Below are 19563 nucleotides of genomic sequence, written 5' to 3' on the forward strand. Positions count from 1 at the left end.
AAAAAAACCTCAGTCATAGTGACTGAGGTTGTTTGCAATATGATGAAAATCTTCAATAAAGCATTTATTTAAATCCGAATGCTTCTTTTAATTTGCTGAATACCCATGCATTTTCACGTGTACCTTTAAATACTTGTGAACCCGCGCCTTCTGCAAATAGCAGTACATCACCGCCACCATGCGTTTCAGAGCCGGGGCTGCCGAGTTTTACACCAACTTCTTGTAAATAATCATCTGCCGCCGCTTCATTGTCAGTAATGTCGATGCGCGATGTTGGACGCGGTCCACCACCATTACCAAATACTAAGGTGGTTGAGGTTTTACCATTGACATCCAGATTCGGTGCATGCTTCTTACCATCAGCCAATACTCGCGTGCGCGCATCGGTCGCTTTGGCTTCTTGATAGCTATAGCTCAAACCCAAAATACCCGGATTGGCAGTTGTGGTTTTTCCTGTACGCGCGGTATAGCCATTAAAGGTCATGGTATGGTCATGGTCAGCGGTCACCACGATCAGGGTATTCTTCAACTCAGGATCAGTTTTCTTGATTTTATCCAATGCAGTCTTAATCGCATTATCAAAAGCAATGGTGTCTTGCAATGCGCGTTTGGCATTGGTGCCATGTAGGGCATGGTCAATACGTCCACCTTCCACCATCAAGAAAAAGCCTTTACCCGCAGTATCTTGTGCTTGTAGCAAGTCAATTGATTTCGCGGTCATTTCAGCCAAACTTGGTTGGTTTGGCGCTGTTCGCGCTCGGTCTAGGTCGTATTCCAGATGTGAGGTTGCAGAATAAAGACCAATATATTTTTTATTCAGTGGCGCTGCATCCATCTCTGCTTTGGTTGCACCTACGGTGTAGTTTTTAGCTTTTAATTCATTCAGTAAGTTACGCCCATCAACACGACCCTTTTTATTGTCAGTCGCATTATAAGGGGTGAAATGATTGCGCCCGCCACCCATCAATACATCAACGCCATCTAACAGTTTTGTATTATAACCTGCACCACCAGGAATCACCTGACGCGCAATCTCAAACTGCGCATTACGATTACACACATGAGCAAAGGTCGCAGCCGGCGTTGCATGGGTCAATTCTGTGGTGGTAATCGCGCCCACTTTTTTGCCATTAGCTTTGGCAAGTTCCAGAATCGTTTCTGCGGGGCTGCCCGCAGCCACACTCGAACCTGGTGTTGGACAATTATTGATGGCATTAGATACTTTGGTACCATCTGGTGCTGTACCGGCACTTGGTTCAACCGCGATCGTCCCCGGTGTCATTCCAATCACTTCATTACGGGTTTTCTTGCCGGTCATATATGCTGCCATCGAAGGCGCGCTATCAGTGGTTTGACCATCTTCCGAATAGGTCTTGATGCGTACGGTACGGCGTAAAGTGTCCATGGTTAGTTTGCCAGATTCACCATAACCATAAATACGGCTTGCAGTTACCGTGGTTGGCCCCATCCCATCACCCAAGAAGAAAATGATATTCTTGGCTTCACCCGCAGCTTGTGCGCCAGTACTTGCGGCAACTAATGCAACAGTTAAAGCAGATGCTTTCATACCAAACTGACCTAATTTAATTTGTTTTAACATCATCGTTCTCCAGTCTGTTGTTATTTATCTAGGCCAATGGCTTTGCGAACTAGGTTAAATACTTCGATATTTTCGAGGCTACCGTGGAAGTTGTCTGAACCCACACCGATTGCACCAAGGAAGACATCGGTACCACCATGTGTTTCACTATCCGCAAAACCTGTTTGCACCACAGCTTCTTGCTGGAAGTCATCGGAAGCTGTACCTGTACACCAACCTTCTTTATCAATATCAGTCCCACGACTGTCAGTAAATTTACCGGCTGGACCTGCGGCTGGATTACAACTGTCGTTATCGGCCAAAGCCCCACGTGCTTCGATACGATCATTCTCTAAACGTTTTTTACCTGTACCAAAACCAATAATTGGGTATGGGTTACCATTTACATCGGTAGAATATCCAGCTTTGTTATAGCTTTTCACTAGACCGAGGACACTGGTCTCACCACCCTTCACATACTTACCTGTACGTTTCGCATAGCCATTCAAGACCATGGTGTGGTCATGGTCAGCGGTCACTACGATCAATGTATTCTTGAGTTCAGGATCGGTTTTTTTAACTTTATCAATCGCGGCTTTAATCGCATTATCAAAAGCAACTGTGTCTTGTAAGGCACGTTTCGCATTGGTGTCATGCAGTGCATGGTCAATACGTCCACCTTCAACCATCAAGAAGAAGCTTTTATTTTTCGCTTGTAAAACATCAATCGCCTTGGTGGTCATATCGGCAAGACTTGGCTCATCAATTTTCTTATTGGTACGATCCAAGTCATAGTTCATATGGCTGGCATTAAATAAGCCTAATAACTTCTTGGTTTTGGTCGGATCGATTTTAGTCAAGTCACTACCATTCGCAACAAAACTATAGCCCTGATCTTGCATTTCTTTAACCAGATCACGACCATCAGCCCGTTTACCACCAGATACCGTTGTTGGTTTAAACTGACGTAAGCCACCACCCAAGACCACATCCACACCATCGTTTAATTTAGTGTTATACGCGCCCCATCCTGTACCTTTACCAGCTGGAACCAATTGCGCTGCAATATCATTCTCAGCATCACGATGACATACATGTGCATAAGTGGTGGCAGGTGTTGCATGCGTGATACGGGTTGTGGTGACAAGCCCAGTGCCCATGCCTTGCGCTTTAGCAAGTTCAAGCAATGTTTCTGCTGGTTTCTTGCCTTTATTGGCTGCAACATCGTCACAGGTACTGGTGCCGTCTGCTTTAGGTGGTGATGCGATGGTACCTGACTGCATAGAAATGACTTCATTGTTCATTTTCACGCCAGTCATATAGGCTGCCATAGATGGCGCACTGTCTGTCACTTGGCCATCTTCTGAAAAGGTACGAACAAATGCGGTTTCTGGGAGCGTATCAATGGTCAAATCACCATCCTCGCCAACAGAATAAATACGCGATGCAGTTAAGGTGGTAATCCCCATACCATCGCCTAAAAAGAAAATTACATTTTTTGCAGTTGGTGTTTTTGGTACTTCTGTTTCGTCATTATTATCACTATTGTTACAAGCAGTCATTCCAGCTGATAAGACTGCCATTAAACTGACCGCCAATAGCTTTTTGGAAAAGCTCGTCTTCGATAAGAACATAGAATATCCCCAGATGTATTGTTTGGACGTAACTTGATTGGCTACACCATAACAATGCTGGGTGACCCTTTTATGTCATCTTGATGACAGTATTATTTCATCTTGTTGTTTTATATAGACAATTATGTTATAACATATCAACCTAAAGATTCAAATTGACGTGTAGATCAATCACCTGTCCCTGCTGCTCGCCCTGTTGAGATTTCTCCAGCCATTGCCATTCTGTGTCCGTCAATCTTAAAAAATTAGAGCATCGTGTCCCATAGATTGGACTTTGAATAAAAGTGGATGACAATAAGGCTTCCATCTCTGGATTGATTCCTGTATCAGGCAACAGGTTGGCGATGACTTTACGCTCATCTTCCAAAATATCCCAAGCGACGGCATCGATCGCTGATCCAGCAATTTGTGGTTGTTGCAACATCGGTAAAAATTCTTGGGTAAAGCGTTTACGCAAATGTCTGGTTTTCTCCCAATCTTCTGACATTAATCCATTTGAGACTACATAAACGCCATTGGCGAGTACTTGTGGGGCTTCACCTCGGTTACTCATATAAACAGCTTGTTCTGTATCACCGACAAACAAATTAAAGCCCGCATAATCCTGTTGCTGTTGTTCTAATTGCTGAGCAAAACGAATCGGAGCTAAATCACTTTCTAAAAAAGATTGAATCAGATGTCCTCGAGAAGTCGTATAACTTTTTTGATCGCGACCATTACGGAAATTGGTGACAATGGCCCAACGCCCTGATGCTGTCACGCCCATCCAAGTCCCTCCCGATTGCAAATCCTGTCCCGCAACAATGTTACTGTTTTGCCATGCATGCAAGGCAGCACTTGGTCGATGATAAAACTCATCCCGATTTGAAATTAAACACAGCGGCATTTCATCCAACACCTGCCATGCAAAAGCGACAATACACATAAGTCCTTTTTCTCCCACGTTTTGGGACATTGATCTTTCACATTGAATGTACAACATTTTTCACATCATTCCGCTACAATCTGCTCAAAATATAAAATTGAGGAGCAGCGATGCTGACCTATCCAAATATTGATCCAGTTGCGCTGAGCTTAGGACCAGTCAAAGTGCACTGGTACGGGCTGATGTATCTTCTGGCTTTTCTATGTGCATGGGGTTTAGCATCGTATCGCGCTAAACAACGTGATGGCTGGACAGGCGACATGGTGTCAGATCTGGTCTTCTACGGTGCATTGGGTGTTGTGCTCGGTGGTCGTGTCGGCTATGTGTTGTTCTACGAATTTGGTAAATTTTTAGAAAATCCATTGTGGTTATTCCAGGTCTGGACCGGCGGCATGAGCTTCCACGGTGGCTTCCTCGGTGTCATCATTGCGATGCTGTTTTGGTGTAAAAAATACCAAAAAACATGGTTCCAAACCTTGGACTTTATTGCGCCATGTGTGCCAACTGGCTTAATGTTTGGACGTTTTGGTAACTTTATTGGCGGTGAACTGTATGGCCGTCCAGTACAAGACCCAAGCTATCCCTTCGGCATGATTTTCCCAACAGATCCACTGGGTTTGGTGCGCCATCCCTCACAAATCTATCAAGCCATCTGCGAAGGCTTGATCCTCTTTATCGTGCTATGGTGGTTCAGTTCTAAGCCTCGCCCACGTATGGCCGTTTCAGCTCTATTCCTTGTCGGCTATGGTATTGCACGCTTCTTTATGGAATTCTTCCGCGAACCCGATGCAGACCAAGGCTACATTTTATTTGGCTGGATGACCAAAGGTCAGATTCTCAGCTTCCCAATGATTATTATTGGTCTGTGGATGATCTGGTACGCTTACCGTAAAAACATCTATGACTGGCAGTTAAAGAAATAATAAAAATGGGAGCAAATGCTCCCTTTTTTAGGCCGATGATTTAAGCTATTTATCAATCTTTCAGAAACAGCGTATATTGATTCTATTCCATTCAGGAGAGAGTCGATGCAGCAACAACGTCAGCATCTCGCCCGCTTTAAAGTACATGAGCTGGTTCTTAGCCTCTCTCCCCTTCAGTTCAATCAGCAGCTGGTCAGCCAAATCGAAAAATCACTTGGACTCAGTTTCATCAACGACAATGAGTCGCATCGGGTGTGTTTCGCCAACCAAAACGCCGAATTACAGGATGCTTATAAACAGGTGTTTAACCCAGTTGATCTACTGGATTATCTCTATGCAATTTTTATCTCAGACCAGCAAAGTGCAGAAAAAATACAGCTACAGAATCCTGCCTTAGCTCCAATTCCCTATCCAACTGACAATCTTACTTTCTGGAGAATGGTCGCAACTGGGCGGCAATATCGACTTTCGCTGAGTTAAAATTTTCCAGCCAACGCTTTCACCACTTCACCTAAACGCTTGCCTTGTGCTTCACACAAGATTTTCTCATCTTGGCTTAAGCTCTGATCATGACGTGGCCCGCTCACATGACTAGCACCATACGGTGTTCCACCGGTTTTGGTATTGGACAAGGCTGGAATCGAATTGGGTAGTCCCATAATCATCATTCCATGATGAAATAACGGCGGTAACATGCTCAACAAGGTACTTTCCTGCCCACCATGCATCGAACCAGAAGACGTAAACACACAAGCAGGTTTATGATGCAAAGCACCATTCAACCATAGGCTGGTGGTTTGATCCCAAAAGTATTTCATCTCACTGGCCATATTGCCGAAACGCGTTGGCGAACCCAAGGCCAAACCCGAACAATGGCTGAGATCTTCTAAAGTGCAATAAATGTCGCCATCTGCTGGAATACTCGGTGCCGCTTCAGTCACGACTGTGGCTAAATTCGGCACCGTTCGAATGCGTGCCGTCACCCCTGCAGCTTCAATTCCATCGACAATCAGATGCGCCATTTGCTGAGTTGAACCATATTTACTGTAATAAAGAACAAGAACGTAAGGTTGCATCACTTTCAAGAATTTTGTTAAAAAGGACACTATACGACATTTTTTACTTTTTAAGCTGTAGTAAATCCTGAGATTGCGCAGGATTTTTATTAAAAATAACTAGGATAGAACCCATGATCTTAAATCGTTATCTAAAAAAACTACCTTTTTTAGAGGAAACATGGTTTCAATTTATTGTGTTTGTGTTAAGACGCTTTGAAGCAGATCGCTGTCGGGAACAGGCAGGTGGTTTAACCTATACCACCCTGTTTGCAGTGGTTCCGATGCTGACGGTTTTTTTAGTGATTATCTCCTCGATTAAAGCTTTAGAACCCGCCAGACAGCAACTACAACAGTTGATCTATAGTAACTTTCTACCGAAAAGTACCATTGCTTTTGATAAAGCCTTAAATGCCTTTACCGAAAAATCCAGTAACCTGACCATCATTGGTGTGCTGTTCCTGTTTGTCACCACGGTGCTGATGCTGACATCAATTGAGAATGTATTTAACCGGATTTGGCGAGTGAAGGAGACACGCACTGGCTTAGTCGGTTTTATGCGTTATTGGACCATTATTTCTCTCGGGCCAATTGTATTGGGCAGTGCCTTCGTACTGTCTTCGACCGTCGCCTCTATTAATGTACTGAGTAATAACTTTGCGGGTTATCAACTGGATGGCTCTTTTATTCTGTGGTTGATCTCATTTTTATTGACCATTGTCGGCTTCTTTATTTTATATTGGACCATACCGAATCGTATTGTCCCTGTCTTTTCAGCATTCATTGCGGCCTGCTTTAGTGCAACCATCTTTGAAGTTTTAAAGCGTTTTTTTGGTTGGGTGATGAGTAACTTCACCAGCTATGAAATCGTGTATGGTGCTTTTGCTGCTGTTCCAATTTTCCTGTTATGGATTTATTTATCATGGAACATCATCTTATTAGGCGTGGAAATCAGTTATGCGCTCACCGCCTTTCATTCAGGTAAAGAACAAAAGCGTCACCCGATTTTAATGATGCTGGATATACTGGAGTTATTTTATAAAAAACAGCAAATCGGACAAAGTGTCAGCGAAAAAGAGCTATTAAATATTATTGGGCGTGGTGAACTCGGCCGCTTACCGTCTTTTATCTTACAACTCGAAGCCCAAAACCTGATTATGCGAACGGATAAAGATGAATATGTCTTGGTCCGTAATCTGGCTCAGGTGGATTTCTGGAGCTTCTTCACCGCTCTACCTTATCCACTACCATTACGTCCCGATGTTGAGCATATCCATCAGGACGATGAATGGATGGAGCGACTCGGCCCTTCCTTGGTTGAAAGTAATGATTATTTAGCAGCCAAGCTGTCCATTCCATTGTCTACCCTGTTTGAACAGAAGTAACTAAAAGACCTCTTGCGAGGTCTTTTTTTATTTCCTTAACCAGCCCTGTAAACTCACCACTACAATGCCAAGCAAGACTAACGCAGAACCAATCACAAAGTTCAGCTCAATTTTTTCACCCAATAACCAGACACCAAAAGCCATCCCGAATAAGGGGGTCAGGAAGGAAAAGACGCCCAGACGGGAAGCTAAATAATTTCGTAGCAACCAGAACCACGCCAAGAAACTGGCGAAAGAAACCACCAAAGTATGAAAAGCTAAACTACCCATCACCAATGGAGTGAAATGAATCGTGGCTTGCCCAAGAACCAGAGCCGCGCCAAACAACAGTACAAAACTACCCGCCAATTGATAAAACAGCGTTTGAGTCACCGCAGCTTGCGCAAGCGACGATAAACGTACGGTAATGGTAGTTGCAGCCCAAGCAATACTCCCCGCCAAAGCCAGTAAATCCCCCCACAACATCTGCCGATCCGCAATCGATGCGCCTGAGTTAGTACGTAAGAACGTCACCACGATCCCTAAAAAGGCAATCCCGATACCTGTCCATTGCAACAGGCTGAGACGCTCTGAAGGAAGTTTCCAATGTAAACCCAAGGCCACAAAAATCGGTGCTGTATACAGCAGTACCACTGCATGTGAAGCTGAGGTCAGCTGTAAAGCTTGTGCCAATAAAAAAAACTCTAAAGAAAATAAAAAGGCGACCAACGCACCCGCTTTCAAATTCTGGCGATTAAAAAGCTGACTGGTTTTATCGAAGTAAAGTAAGGGTAGAAGGAGTATGGCGGCAAGGCCAGAACGCAACGCGATTTGCATTAAGGGCGAAATATCAGGCGCTGCCATTTTTAAAATGACTTGTTGTAGTCCCCAAATCATACACAGTACGATCATTAGACCTGATGCGGTTGCATCTAATGCTTTACGCTCATCCATTGCGCGCTCCTGATTTTATGGTTTGAGCACCAATATAAGACTGTCGTATTTTCATGATATAGTGAAAATACGACAATAGATGCGTGTTTTCAGGCAATTCTCATGTTATGAAAAAATCAGCACAAAGGATTCAAGATTTTCAGGCCATCCCGACCTACAATGAGATTCCAGCGCCATTATGGCTACAGATCCGTGATGCACCTGCGGAGACTTTTTATCCCAAACATGCCCATGCATGGGGTGAATTTATCTATGCCTTTGATGGCGTTTTAGAAGTTAATATTGAGCAAATTCATTATTTAACCCCACCGCCTTATGGGATTTGGTTGCCACCGCATTTACAACATAGTGGCATCAATCGCAATGAGGTCACGCATTGCACCTTATACGTGCATGAATCACTCTGCCACAATATGCCGCAGCAGGCTGGTATCTTATTGTCTGCACCCTTGGTCTCTGCACTGCTCGAACATATTCGTAAACATCCCTTTGCGGAACAGGATCCAGAATATTTACGCTTGCTTCAAGTTTTGCTCGATTCACTGACTCATGCAGAATTGGTCGGCAGTTATCTACCGACTACCGAGCATCCGGCACTGGCGAAAATATTGACGCATTTACATGAATTTCCTGCGGATAACAGCACATTGGAACAGCTTGCACAGATGATCAATATGACTGAACGCACCCTTGCCCGTTATAGCCAAAAAGAGTTAGGAATGTCATTGCATGAATGGCGGCAACGTTTAAAAGTGATGAAAGCGATGTCGATGTTAAATCAGGGCAAGACTATTGAAAATATTGCGCTAGATTTAGGTTATGCCAGCTCATCGGCTTTTATTTATATGTTTAAACGCTGGATGCATTTCACCCCTGACCAATTCCGAAAACTGTATCAAGGCAGTTAAGTTGCTATCAACACCTTAACGAAGATTGGACTCAACGGAAAATCATGCTTTCAGATATAAAAAATGGCGCTGATATCAATCACAGCACCATCCTCTTTATTTCATTGCAACTTAGGCTTTGACAAAAGTATCCCAGTCATATTCGCCAGACTGAGTAATCAATTTCATGGTCAATTGATCATTAGCACGTAAAGCACCAACACCTGCTGGTGTTCCCGTCATGATCACATCACCTGCTTCTAGACTAAAAGATTGATTAATCTCAACAAGTAGAGTTCCAATATCGAAGATCATATCTTTGGTAAAACCGTGCTGACGGTCTACACCATTGATATTCAAAATCAGCTCTAGCTCTTGCAAGTCACCAATTTCGTCTGCTTCAATCCAGTCCGCCAAAATACAAGCACCGTCAAAGGCTTTGGCACGTTCCCACGGCTCACCTTTGGATTTTAAATCGCTCTGTAAATCACGCAGAGTCAAGTCCAGACCTAAAGTGACTGCACCAATCGCCTCCAAGGCTTTGGCTGGATCAGTTTCTTGTGATAATGGATGTGCGATTTGCAAACAAATTTCGCATTCATAATGGCACTCACCCAATTCTTGATTCCAGCTCACACCTTGTGTCAAAGAACCAAGACTGCTAGGTGGTTTGATAAAGAGCAACGCGCGATCAGGAATGGCATTACCCAATTCCTTGGCATGTTCGGCATAATTTCGACCCACACAAACAATTTTTGAAGGACGTGTACTCATGAAAACTCCTTGTTCTTTCAACCGTCGATAAAGTTACTTCTTAAAACTATTTTCGAATTTTGTTTGATCTGCTGAATCGATAAATGCACGTTTTGGTACGATCACCACAGTGTGGCTTTTCAGTTCTAACATATAAGTTAACTTGCCAATCGCAAACGATTGAACTTCGGCATACAGTGCACTTTGTTTTTTGCCTGCTGCATACAGTTCAAAGTGATCTTGATAAAGGTCAATGCCCTGTTCACTTTTACCAAACTGATAGCGTACAAATTGGCGCTTAAACAACATTGGCAACAACCAATAGCGCATAACTGCTTGCATCACCAGAAAAAAAGCACCCAGTGCAACGTAATAACGCCCAACGCCAGAAAAACCTAAATAGATTCCCCACAGAATGATTGCAATACTGATCACTGGGGTTAAAAAGCGGCTAAAGGTTTTTTTGCCAAAAGTGACCAAAGCAAAACCATCTTGTGATTCTTCTAAATTCAAATAATAGCGCACCGATACACTTGGACGTTGTTCAGACATTTTTAGATTTCTAACATTTGAAAAAAAACTGACCTATTAGAACATAAATGATTTAATGGGAAATCACATTTATTGCGATTTAATACAAAATTTAAATGTGATGTTTTCTCTCTTTTGGGCTCGCCCTTTTATATCAATTTAATTTTATCGATGAATTTAACAGTATGAAAATGATGCCACAACAGTTCAAATCGTTACTGTTTATTTTAGGTCTTTTGATCACGCTCAGCGCCTGTAGCCAACAATCATTCCTTGAAAAGATTGTACCGCCACAAGAAAAGGCTTTTGCTGAAGATATGTTTAATCAACTCAGCAACAAAAACTATGCAGCCGTTGAGAAATATCTCAGCCCAGAACTCCAAGATGAATCAACCCATAGCACCTTGATCCAAATGGCAGGCTTATTTCCTGCTGAGCCCGTTAAAAATATCAAGTTAATTGCAGCCAATAAAAGCTTATTTAAAGATGTCGTCACTTATCAATTAACCTTTGAATATGAATTTGCAGATCATTGGCTGATGAATAAAATCGCACTCAGTAAACAGTCCGATCAAATCCGTATTATCGGCATTCATGTTGAACCGATTGACCATTCTGCCCAAGCCATGCATGGCTTTACATTTGCAGGAAAAAGCCTACTACATTATGTCGTGTTTATCCTTGCGATTGCGATTCCGCTATTTTGCATTTATGCCTTTATCCTATGCCTAAGAACCCCCATGCAAAAACGAAAATGGGTGTGGTTAATTTTTATTAGCTTTGGCTTTATGCAATTTTCACTGAATTGGACCGATGGCAGTTACGCTTTTCAAATGCTGAGCTTCTTGGTCTTAGGTGCGGGCTACTTCCAGCAAACGGTCTATAGTCCAATTATCTTGCAAATTGCATTGCCACTGGGTGCCATCTTGTTTGTTTACCGTCGTAAAAGCTTAATGGCTGAACAATAAACTTTTCCTACCCCGCTTCAGTCAGCCACTTGAGCGGGTTTTACACAATACGACTATTTTTCATGCATAAAAAATTTTATTAATAAGCAGTATTGATCACTCTAGTGAGAAGGATCAGCTCATTGGATGAAATCACGGATAAAAATCAAAGGAATGTGATGGCTTATTTGAATCGTCTAATCTTGCCCTGTGTTTTATTGGGGCTCACACAAAGCTGTTTTGCACAAATCTTGCCTTGGACGGACAATATTCCGAGTGCCCTACAACCATTTCAAAACAATCCGCAACTCTTGGCCAGTTATACCCAAAACAATATTTTTATTTACGGTCATCCTGCAACCAAAACAGCCGTTCCTACACTGAAAAGCAATCCTCAGCCCAATGTCAGCTTTAATTCAGCCGCGATCATTGTACCCGTCAATGCACAGCAAGTGGCCAAAACACTGACCGATTTCAACCACTATGTCGGATTATTCCCAACCCTCAAATCGGCGAAGACATTAGAGCAATCAGGCAATACGGTACAAATGAAATATCAGGTCTCGATTCCGACCCCAATTCCCGTACTCAACTTTAATGAAGACGTCACCCTGCAACATCAGATCAAGCCGAATAGTATTGCCAGCTTGGTGATTGATGCACCGATTCCCTATGGCGTCGGTAAATTTGAATGGTTTGCACTGGACGAGAATCGCACCTTAATCACCTTGACCCAATGGGGCGATTTGAATCAGCCCAAAGGATTTATTTTTAAGAAAATTCTCAATGCGATTCCTGAGGTGAAACTCGGAATTCCAAGCAGCAGCAATGCGTTTATTTTAGAATCCTTAAGAACCCGTTTTATTCAATCCAATCTTAAGCCACTCAATGCAGGACAAATGCCGAATCCGCAGTTGAATGCAGCTCAACTCAATAAAATCACACAATTGATTCAATCCGCTCAGCAACCTGTCAGTATCCTTCATGCACCGACCAGTATGTTGTATACCCATGGTCGAGAATCCATGCGTTTTACCACCACCTATCAATTTTATAAACAACCAACTCAACCCTTACAAAAATGGCTGAGTCCATTGGCCTACCAAGAGCTATTTCCTCGGCAGATTAAAAAAGTAATCACCTCTCCTATTCAAAATCAAGGGCAGGATGCAGATATTAAAGTCAATGTTGGCCTTGGTGTCATCAATATACCGTTCGCATTTAAATTACGTTTTAGTTATCCGCAGGCAGATGAAAATAATTTTTATGCCAATGGCGGTGACCTACGTTTTATTAAAGGAAAAATGCAGTTGAGTTCACTTAATCAAGGAACGTTATTGACCATGACCAGTGCAATGAAAATCGATGAGAAAGCCCCATTCTTATTAAGGGCAATGCGAAGCCTGCCTTATCATGATGTACTCCCTGCTGTAGGTGGCAATGCCGTATTTGTACAAAAAATTAAAGCAAAAACTTGAGACACAAAAAAACCGCAATTAAGCGGTTTCTTTTTTCAAATTGGTGCGCTCAGAGAGATTCGAACTCCCGACCCCTTAGTTCGTAGCCAAGTGCTCTATCCAGCTGAGCTATGAGCGCATATTTGATGGGGGCATTATACGCACTTTTCCCCAAATGATAAGACCTTTTTCACAAGATCATGATCAACTGTCTATAGATTCAGCACTGATTGGTCATTCCAGCATGATTCAACCCATGATTACAGTGAGATAAGTGGTTCATACCCACTGCCAATTCTGCATAACCCTCAATCGGACACAAACATTTATTATTCGCTAAGTGAATGATTAAACTTTAAATAAATTATGTTTGAGTCATTTTATATTTTTATTGATTATAAATTTTTGATAAAGAATTAAAAAAAATCGCATTCCAAATTAGAACGATAAATCAGTGATAATTAAAAAATACATCTCTTTGTTTTATCGTATTTTTATAGCTGTTTAAAAATATGATACAAAGCACAATATTGACTTTAAATAGATAAGCAATAAATACTAATAAACACATTATGAGACAGGAGTCACATAATTATTAAGACTTATTAAAATAAAACTCCAATAATTATAGGTATATCGACATGTTATTTAAAAATATTTTATCACCAATTCCGGGTATTCTTTCTCATTCGAGTAGTAATAGCCAAACGGCAGTACCGACTGCTGTAAACACGGTATCAACCACAAACCATGTTGTGGTCGAAAGTACAAATATCACCAACAACAATAACGGCTCAAATAATGGTTTATTCAGTGCAATAACAGGAAATGGCAATCAAAACTATGGTGTCGGTGTTGGCAATGGCCAAGATCTTAACGTCCCTCTTCCTTTCACCACAGCTTTTCATTCATTAGGAAACTCTTTTCCTTGGCTTGGAGGTTCGTCACCCGTTAGCTCAATCAATACGGCCACGACAACTTCTTCGACTCACATCCAAGACAATGACAGCATCAACAATAGTAATACTGGTACTGCTGCAGGTAATGGTAGCAATGGCGGTTTATTAAGTGGTGTTGCAGCAGGCAATGGCGATCACAACTATGGCGTGGGTAATGGAAATGGAGATGACGCGAATCTCACCACACCAGTTACGGTGCCTTTTGAAGCTTTAGGTAACTCAATCGGTGCATTGGGTGGTGGTGCTGTTAACGCTATCAATAGCACACCAACCAGTTCAACTACCCTCATTCAAGATAATGACAGCACCAATAATAGCAACACAGGTACTGGAGCTGCTGGTAATGGCAATGCAGGTGGTCTACTCAATGGTGTTGCAGCAGGCAATGGAGAGCATAATTACGGAATTGGCAATGGTAACGGTGACGATGTCGGTATCAATGTACCATGGACTACACCTGTTCAAGCGGCTGGCAATGCGATTATTGGCTTAGGTGGTGGTGATGTTAACTCTATAAATACAGCACCAACGACATCGACTACGCAGATTCAAGACAACGACACCGTTAACAATAGCAACAACGGCACTGGTGCAGCAGGCAATGGCAGTGGTGGCGGTTGGCTCAATGGCGTTGGTGCGGGTAATGGCGAACAGAATTATGGCATCGGTAATGGTAACGGTGACGATACAAGCATCACGACACCGATAACAGCCCCCTTCCAAGCCTTAGGTAACTCAGTTGCAGGCATCGGTGGTGGAGATGTTAACTCAATCAATACTGCTCCAACCTCGACCTCCAACGTCATTCAAGATAATGACAGCACCAATAATAGTAACAATGGAACAGGCGTTGGAGGTGCGGGTAATGGCCTCGGCGGCTTACTCAATGGAGTTAGTGCAGGGAATGACGAACACAATTACGGAATTGGCAATGGCAACGGTGATGACGCAAGTGTCACGGTTCCTTGGACAACGCCAGTACATGTACTCGGTAACTCAGTTACGGGTTTAGGCGGTGGCGATGTTAACTCCACCAATACCGCACCAACAACAACGTCAAATATTATTCAGGATAACGATACAACCAACAACAGTAATAATGACACAGGTCTAGGTGGTGTTGGCAATGGTGTCGGTGGTTGGGGCAATGGCCCTGCTGCAGGTAACGGTGAACAAAACTATGGTATTGGTAATGGCAATGGGGATGATGTCTATGTGACAGTCCCATGGACCACACCATTAAATGTATTAGGAAATTCATTTGGTGGAGGAAGTGATAATTCATCCACCAACTCTGCTCCAACAACAACACTCAATCATGTTCAAGACAATGATACAACCGACAATAGCAATAGCGGGACGAGTACGACTGGCAGTTCAGGTAACGGTATCGGTGGTTTGCTCAATGGAATTAGTGCGGGCAATGGCGAACATAACTATGGAATCGGCAATGGCAACGGTGATGATGCCGACTGGACCTCACCTATAGTCACCCCAATCAATGCGATGGGCAACAATGTCTCTTGGTTTGGCAGTAATGATCCGACTCATACAGGCAATACATCTGTGAATAACGGCTCAACCAATACCACCAATATCGTCGAAGACAATGATCATATCGACCAGAGTAATCATGGTTCTGGAGTAGGCGGTGCAGGCAATGGCATTGGTGGTCTACTCAGTGGTATTGGTTCTGGAAATGGTGAACAAAATTACGGTATTGGCAATGGCAACGGTGATGATGTCGGTGTAACCACACCAATCACGATGCCAGTCAATGGCTTAGGAAACGACGTCTCATTCTTGGGCGGTGCCAATAATGCATCTCATAACAATGCTTCGACCACCACTACCAATATTGTGCGTGACAATGACAGTACGGACAATAGCAATAGCGGCACAGGTGTAGGCGGCAGCTCAGGTAATGGCATTGGTGGTCTGCTCAATGGCGTAGGGTCAGGCAACGGCGAACATAATTACGGCATTGGTAATGGCAACGGTGATGATGTCGGTATCGTGATGCCGATTACAACGCCACTCAGTGGTTTGGGTAACTCCTTCTCCGTATTTGGGGACTCAACCACAAGCTCAGTCAACAACTCATCAACAACGACCGTCAATCATTATGAAGATAATGACAGCACTGACAATAGTAATAGTGGCACAGCTCTACTCGGTGGTTCTGCAGGTAATGGTGTCGGTGGGTGGGCTAATGGTCCTGCTGCAGGTAATGGTGATCACAACTATGGTATTGGTAATGGCATCGGTAATGATTCCAGCGTGGTTGCACCGATCACAACCCCAATCAGTGGTTCAGGCAATGCCCTCTCAATCTTTGGTAATGCAACCTCAAACTCAGTCAATGATTCCTCAACCAAAACCACCAACATCTTCCAAGACAACGATAGTACCAATAATAGCAACAGCAGTACGGGCGTCGGTGGCACAGCAGGTAATGGTGTCGGTGGTGGTTTATTAAATGGAGTCGCCGCGGGTAATGGTGAACACAATTATGGTATAGGCAATGGGATTGCGGATGATGCCAGTGTTGTTGCACCAATTACGACACCAATCAATGCCTCAGGCAATGCCTTCTCAATCTTTGGCAATGCCACTTCAAACTCAGTCAATAACTCTTCTACAACTACTTCAAACTATTTCCAAGACAATGACACCATCAACAACAGCAATACTGGTGGTAATGGAACTGGTTCAGGTAATGCAGCTGGGGGTGGGCTATTAAATGGTGTAGCCGCAGGGAATGGCGAACACAATTACGGTATTGGTAACGGGATTGCGGATGATGCCAGTGTGGTTATGCCAATCACAATTCCTGTAAATGCATCAGGTAATGCCTTCTCAATCTTTGGCAACGCAACAGCAAACTCAACCAACAACTCATCCACCACAACCAATAACTATGTTCAGGACAACGACTCCACTGACAATAGTAATAGCGGTGGCAATGCTACAGGTGGTGCTGGTGGAGGCCTACTTGGTCTTGGCGGTTTACTCAATGGCGTAGGTGCCGGGAATGGTGAACACAATTATGGTATAGGCAATGGGATTGCTGACAATGCCAGCATTGTAGCGCCGATTGCAATTCCTATTAATTTATCTGGCAATGCAATTTCTTTATTTGGCAGCGCAACAGCAAACTCACACAATAATTCATCCACAACAACCAATAACCATGTCCAAGACAATGATGTCACGAATAATGGTAATGGTGGTGGCAATGGTTCTGGTGGCCTATTGGGTGGTATTGGTTCTGGTAATGGCGATCATAATTTTGGTCTCGGCAATGGTAACGGTGACGATGCAAGCATCGTGACGCCAATCACCATTCCAATCAACTTCTCAGGCAATGCCATCTCAGTGCTTGATTTAAGTGGTCTAAATGGTGAAGGTGAGTTCAATCCATTGAGCCCTGTGACCAATCTTATTCATATTGTCGCTGGTGATGGTGAAGGTGCGACAGGCTTATTAGGAACTGTGACAGGTATTGTTGCTGGCGTCACAGGAGGTATTGGTGGCGAAGGTGGTCCTCTAGGCGCAATCACTAGCATCATCGGGGGGATTACTGGTGGAATTGGCGGTGGCGACGGTGGTCCTTTAGGTCCAATAACAAATATTATTGGTAGTATTACGGGAGGTGATGGCGGACCTCTGGGTGCAATCACTGGCATCATTGGCGGTATTACAGGGGGTGATTTAAGTAATAACCCCGTCACAGGCACCATCCAAACAGGTATCGATGTCCTTCAAGGCGTTGAAAGCCTGAAAACAGATATCATCAATACAGGTATCACCACTGTAGGTGGTGCAATCAGTGGTGTTCTTCCTGATGTTCATCCAATCACAGACCTCACCAATTTAGGCACCCTCACCTTTGAAACTTCACGTGATACGGTAAACGGTACATTAGAAGCAATTTCTGATTTAGCCAGTGCGGATATTGGTAGTGCTACGGGTTCTCTCACAGGTGTACTTAGCACACTCGTGACCAACGGCTCAGCTGCTTCTGGACTGGTTCAACATATTGCAGGTGATCTTACTGATGTTGGTGGCATTATCGGTGCTGTGACTGGTGGTATCAGTGGTGGTGAAGGTGGCCCTCTTGGCACGATCACTGGCATCATCGGTGGCATTACAGGTGGTGTCAATGGAGATGGTATTCTTTCTGGTATTGCCCAACCGATCGACATGGTGATTGGCAGTGGTAGTTCAGCAATCAATAATCTACAAGATGGTCTCGGTGATCTCGCGAGTGGCAATATTATGGAAGGCCTCAACAACCTTATCCATATTAACTATGACAATAGTGGTAGCAGTAACAGTCTAGATAGTCTTCTTACCATAATTACTGGCACACTTTCGACTTCTTCTGGCATTGCTGTCGGTGAACCAAATCCAAATGGGGGAAGCATTACCGATCTCATTTCAGTTTCTTCACCATTAACAAACCTAACCGATCATCTATTCGGCTCACTTCATCATTTTTAAAATATAGCGACACGAAGAAAAGCCACTGTAATCAGTGGCTTTTCTTTTACAGCTTAATGAGTTCATCAGACTAATAAGATAAGAATATTCCAAGGAGGACACATTTGATTGGTAAGTTTTTTTAAATAACACGTCAATAACAGCATAAACAATACGATTTCAGATTTATTATAATTTTAAAAAAACTAATTAAGAAAAAATTTAAAATGTTGATCTTTATTAATTAAATAAAGCCAAAAAACACTAGAAATATTTTTTTGCAAACGAGTAACAAATTTTAAAACTTTCTTTCCAGCACCTTCTTCACAAGACATAGATTGTACTGAAATAACACTTTAATTATATGATAAATAAAACTTATCTCACTATGATAAAAACCCCCTTACCCTTTCAAATAAAATACAAGTGTAAATTTAGTTAAAATTAACAACCAATAAATATATTAAAATTCAACATTTTAAATCCATATTTAACAATCATATTCTAGCCCGTTACAGATTGACAAAATAACTGCCACATATAACACTAAATATGATTAATGTGACTTTAATCACAAAAAAATCATAGCAATTTAATAATTACTCAAAACAACACAACTTTAAAAATAGTAGGTATCGTTATGCTTTTCAAAAGTCTTTTTTCACCCATTAAAAGTATTACTTCAAGTTTGGTTGATAGTAGTACATCTACATCACACGTTGGCGGTTCAGTTCTTGCTCCTTTATCCCTATCTACAATTACAAATATCGTTTCAACAAATACCGTAACCCATACGGTAAGCAGCATCACAGGCGGAGCAGCCAATAGTCCCATAAGTTCAATTACTAGCATTCTGGGGAATGCAACAGGCAGTAGTAGTCCACTTTCAACAGTCACAAGTATTCTAGGAGGTGTTACTGGCGGAGCAAGTGGTAATCCACTCAGTGCAGTAACAGGCATCCTTGGAGGAATCACGGGTGGCACTGAGGGAGGTCCCCTTGGTGCAGTGACTGGAATTATTGGTGGTATTACGGGTGGGTCAAATGGTGGCCCGCTTGGCGCAGTAACAGGAATTATTGGTGGCATCACGGGTGGAGCTGAAGGCGGCCC

The 19563-nt window shown here is 42.9% G+C and carries 14 protein-coding genes, 1 tRNA gene and 1 pseudogene; 8 read left to right on the forward strand and 8 right to left on the reverse strand.

Going from position 1 to position 19563, the window contains the following annotated elements:
- Window positions 1-64: 64 nt before the first annotated feature.
- The 3 genes from F896_RS19035 to F896_RS19025 all read right to left on the reverse strand — a co-directional run bounded on the left by F896_RS19035 (window position 65) and on the right by F896_RS19025 (window position 4138).
- Complete coding sequence (locus F896_RS19035) at window positions 65-1600, reverse strand: alkaline phosphatase (RefSeq protein WP_016162165.1); 1536 nt, start codon at window positions 1598-1600, stop codon at window positions 65-67.
- Window positions 1601-1620: 20 nt separating this feature from the next.
- Window positions 1621-3213, reverse strand: a complete 1593-nt coding sequence (locus F896_RS19030; protein ID WP_016162166.1) for an alkaline phosphatase — start codon at window positions 3211-3213, stop codon at window positions 1621-1623.
- Between the two features lie 142 nt (window positions 3214-3355).
- Window positions 3356-4138 (reverse strand): NRDE family protein, encoded by a 783-nt coding sequence (locus F896_RS19025; RefSeq protein WP_016162167.1) that lies wholly within the window; start codon window positions 4136-4138, stop codon window positions 3356-3358.
- 110 nt (window positions 4139-4248) lie between these two features.
- Between F896_RS19025 and lgt the strand changes: the two genes are divergently transcribed.
- Window positions 4249-5061: a prolipoprotein diacylglyceryl transferase gene (gene lgt, locus F896_RS19020; protein WP_016162168.1), complete on the forward strand. Its 813-nt coding sequence runs from the start codon at window positions 4249-4251 to the stop codon at window positions 5059-5061.
- A 105-nt stretch (window positions 5062-5166) separates the two neighbouring features.
- Window positions 5167-5541, forward strand: a complete 375-nt coding sequence (locus F896_RS19015; RefSeq protein ID WP_016162169.1) for a hypothetical protein — start codon at window positions 5167-5169, stop codon at window positions 5539-5541.
- On the opposite strand, the gene wrbA is transcribed toward F896_RS19015, so the two are convergent.
- Window positions 5538-6137: an NAD(P)H:quinone oxidoreductase gene (wrbA, locus tag F896_RS19010; protein ID WP_016162170.1), complete on the reverse strand. Its 600-nt coding sequence runs from the start codon at window positions 6135-6137 to the stop codon at window positions 5538-5540. The two genes, F896_RS19015 and wrbA, sit on opposite strands and share 4 nt — an antisense overlap.
- Before the next feature lie 113 nt (window positions 6138-6250).
- Between wrbA and F896_RS19005 the strand changes: the two genes are divergently transcribed.
- On the forward strand, window positions 6251-7501 hold the full coding sequence (locus F896_RS19005) for a YihY family inner membrane protein (protein WP_016162171.1): 1251 nt from the start codon (window positions 6251-6253) through the stop codon (window positions 7499-7501).
- A gap of 27 nt (window positions 7502-7528) precedes the next feature.
- On the opposite strand, the gene F896_RS19000 is transcribed toward F896_RS19005, so the two are convergent.
- Complete coding sequence (locus tag F896_RS19000; RefSeq protein ID WP_016162172.1) at window positions 7529-8434, reverse strand: DMT family transporter; 906 nt, start codon at window positions 8432-8434, stop codon at window positions 7529-7531.
- Window positions 8435-8541: 107 nt separating this feature from the next.
- Here F896_RS19000 and F896_RS18995 point away from each other — a divergent pair, with 107 nt between their 5' ends.
- The gene (locus F896_RS18995; protein ID WP_016162173.1) at window positions 8542-9342 is read left to right on the forward strand and encodes an AraC family transcriptional regulator; all 801 of its coding nucleotides are present in this window, start codon (window positions 8542-8544) and stop codon (window positions 9340-9342) included.
- A gap of 111 nt (window positions 9343-9453) precedes the next feature.
- On the opposite strand, the gene F896_RS18990 is transcribed toward F896_RS18995, so the two are convergent.
- Both F896_RS18990 and F896_RS18985 read right to left on the reverse strand, forming a co-directional pair.
- Window positions 9454-10095 carry a fumarylacetoacetate hydrolase family protein gene (locus F896_RS18990; protein ID WP_016162174.1) on the reverse strand — a complete coding sequence of 214 codons (642 nt, stop codon included), beginning with the start codon at window positions 10093-10095 and terminating at the stop codon, window positions 9454-9456.
- Between the two features lie 33 nt (window positions 10096-10128).
- The gene (locus F896_RS18985) at window positions 10129-10626 is read right to left on the reverse strand and encodes a YcxB family protein (protein ID WP_016162175.1); all 498 of its coding nucleotides are present in this window, start codon (window positions 10624-10626) and stop codon (window positions 10129-10131) included.
- Window positions 10627-10790: 164 nt separating this feature from the next.
- On the opposite strand from F896_RS18985, the gene F896_RS18980 reads away from it, so the two are divergent.
- A complete protein-coding gene (locus F896_RS18980; RefSeq protein ID WP_050576699.1) occupies window positions 10791-11573 on the forward strand; it encodes a hypothetical protein in 783 nt (260 codons plus the stop codon).
- Window positions 11574-11731: 158 nt separating this feature from the next.
- Complete coding sequence (locus F896_RS18975) at window positions 11732-13030, forward strand: SRPBCC family protein (RefSeq protein WP_016162177.1); 1299 nt, start codon at window positions 11732-11734, stop codon at window positions 13028-13030.
- Between the two features lie 41 nt (window positions 13031-13071).
- Here the strand turns inward: F896_RS18975 and F896_RS18970 are convergent.
- Window positions 13072-13148, reverse strand: a tRNA-Arg gene (locus F896_RS18970).
- Window positions 13149-13650: 502 nt separating this feature from the next.
- On the opposite strand from F896_RS18970, the gene F896_RS18965 reads away from it, so the two are divergent.
- The gene (locus F896_RS18965) at window positions 13651-18474 is read left to right on the forward strand and encodes a beta strand repeat-containing protein (protein ID WP_016162178.1); all 4824 of its coding nucleotides are present in this window, start codon (window positions 13651-13653) and stop codon (window positions 18472-18474) included.
- Window positions 18475-19093: 619 nt separating this feature from the next.
- Window positions 19094-19563, forward strand: a pseudogene (locus F896_RS20965) (hypothetical protein); the annotation flags it as partial.

Origin of the sequence: Acinetobacter genomosp. 15BJ (assembly GCF_000400715.1) — a bacterium.
Lineage (GTDB): Bacteria > Pseudomonadota > Gammaproteobacteria > Pseudomonadales > Moraxellaceae > Acinetobacter.

Coding starts and splice junctions, on each gene's coding strand:
- F896_RS19005 (WP_016162171.1), top strand. CDS start 6,251: ATGATCTTAAATCGTTATCTAAAAAAACTACCTTTTTTAGAGGAAACA.
- F896_RS18980 (WP_050576699.1), top strand. CDS start 10,791: ATGAAAATGATGCCACAACAGTTCAAATCGTTACTGTTTATTTTAGGT.
- F896_RS19015 (WP_016162169.1), top strand. CDS start 5,167: ATGCAGCAACAACGTCAGCATCTCGCCCGCTTTAAAGTACATGAGCTG.
- F896_RS18990 (WP_016162174.1), bottom strand. CDS start 10,095: ATGAGTACACGTCCTTCAAAAATTGTTTGTGTGGGTCGAAATTATGCC.
- F896_RS18975 (WP_016162177.1), top strand. CDS start 11,732: ATGGCTTATTTGAATCGTCTAATCTTGCCCTGTGTTTTATTGGGGCTC.
- F896_RS19030 (WP_016162166.1), bottom strand. CDS start 3,213: ATGTTCTTATCGAAGACGAGCTTTTCCAAAAAGCTATTGGCGGTCAGT.
- F896_RS19035 (WP_016162165.1), bottom strand. CDS start 1,600: ATGTTAAAACAAATTAAATTAGGTCAGTTTGGTATGAAAGCATCTGCT.
- F896_RS19025 (WP_016162167.1), bottom strand. CDS start 4,138: ATGTGTATTGTCGCTTTTGCATGGCAGGTGTTGGATGAAATGCCGCTG.
- wrbA (WP_016162170.1), bottom strand. CDS start 6,137: ATGCAACCTTACGTTCTTGTTCTTTATTACAGTAAATATGGTTCAACT.
- lgt (WP_016162168.1), top strand. CDS start 4,249: ATGCTGACCTATCCAAATATTGATCCAGTTGCGCTGAGCTTAGGACCA.
- F896_RS18965 (WP_016162178.1), top strand. CDS start 13,651: ATGTTATTTAAAAATATTTTATCACCAATTCCGGGTATTCTTTCTCAT.
- F896_RS18985 (WP_016162175.1), bottom strand. CDS start 10,626: ATGTCTGAACAACGTCCAAGTGTATCGGTGCGCTATTATTTGAATTTA.
- F896_RS18995 (WP_016162173.1), top strand. CDS start 8,542: ATGAAAAAATCAGCACAAAGGATTCAAGATTTTCAGGCCATCCCGACC.
- F896_RS19000 (WP_016162172.1), bottom strand. CDS start 8,434: ATGGATGAGCGTAAAGCATTAGATGCAACCGCATCAGGTCTAATGATC.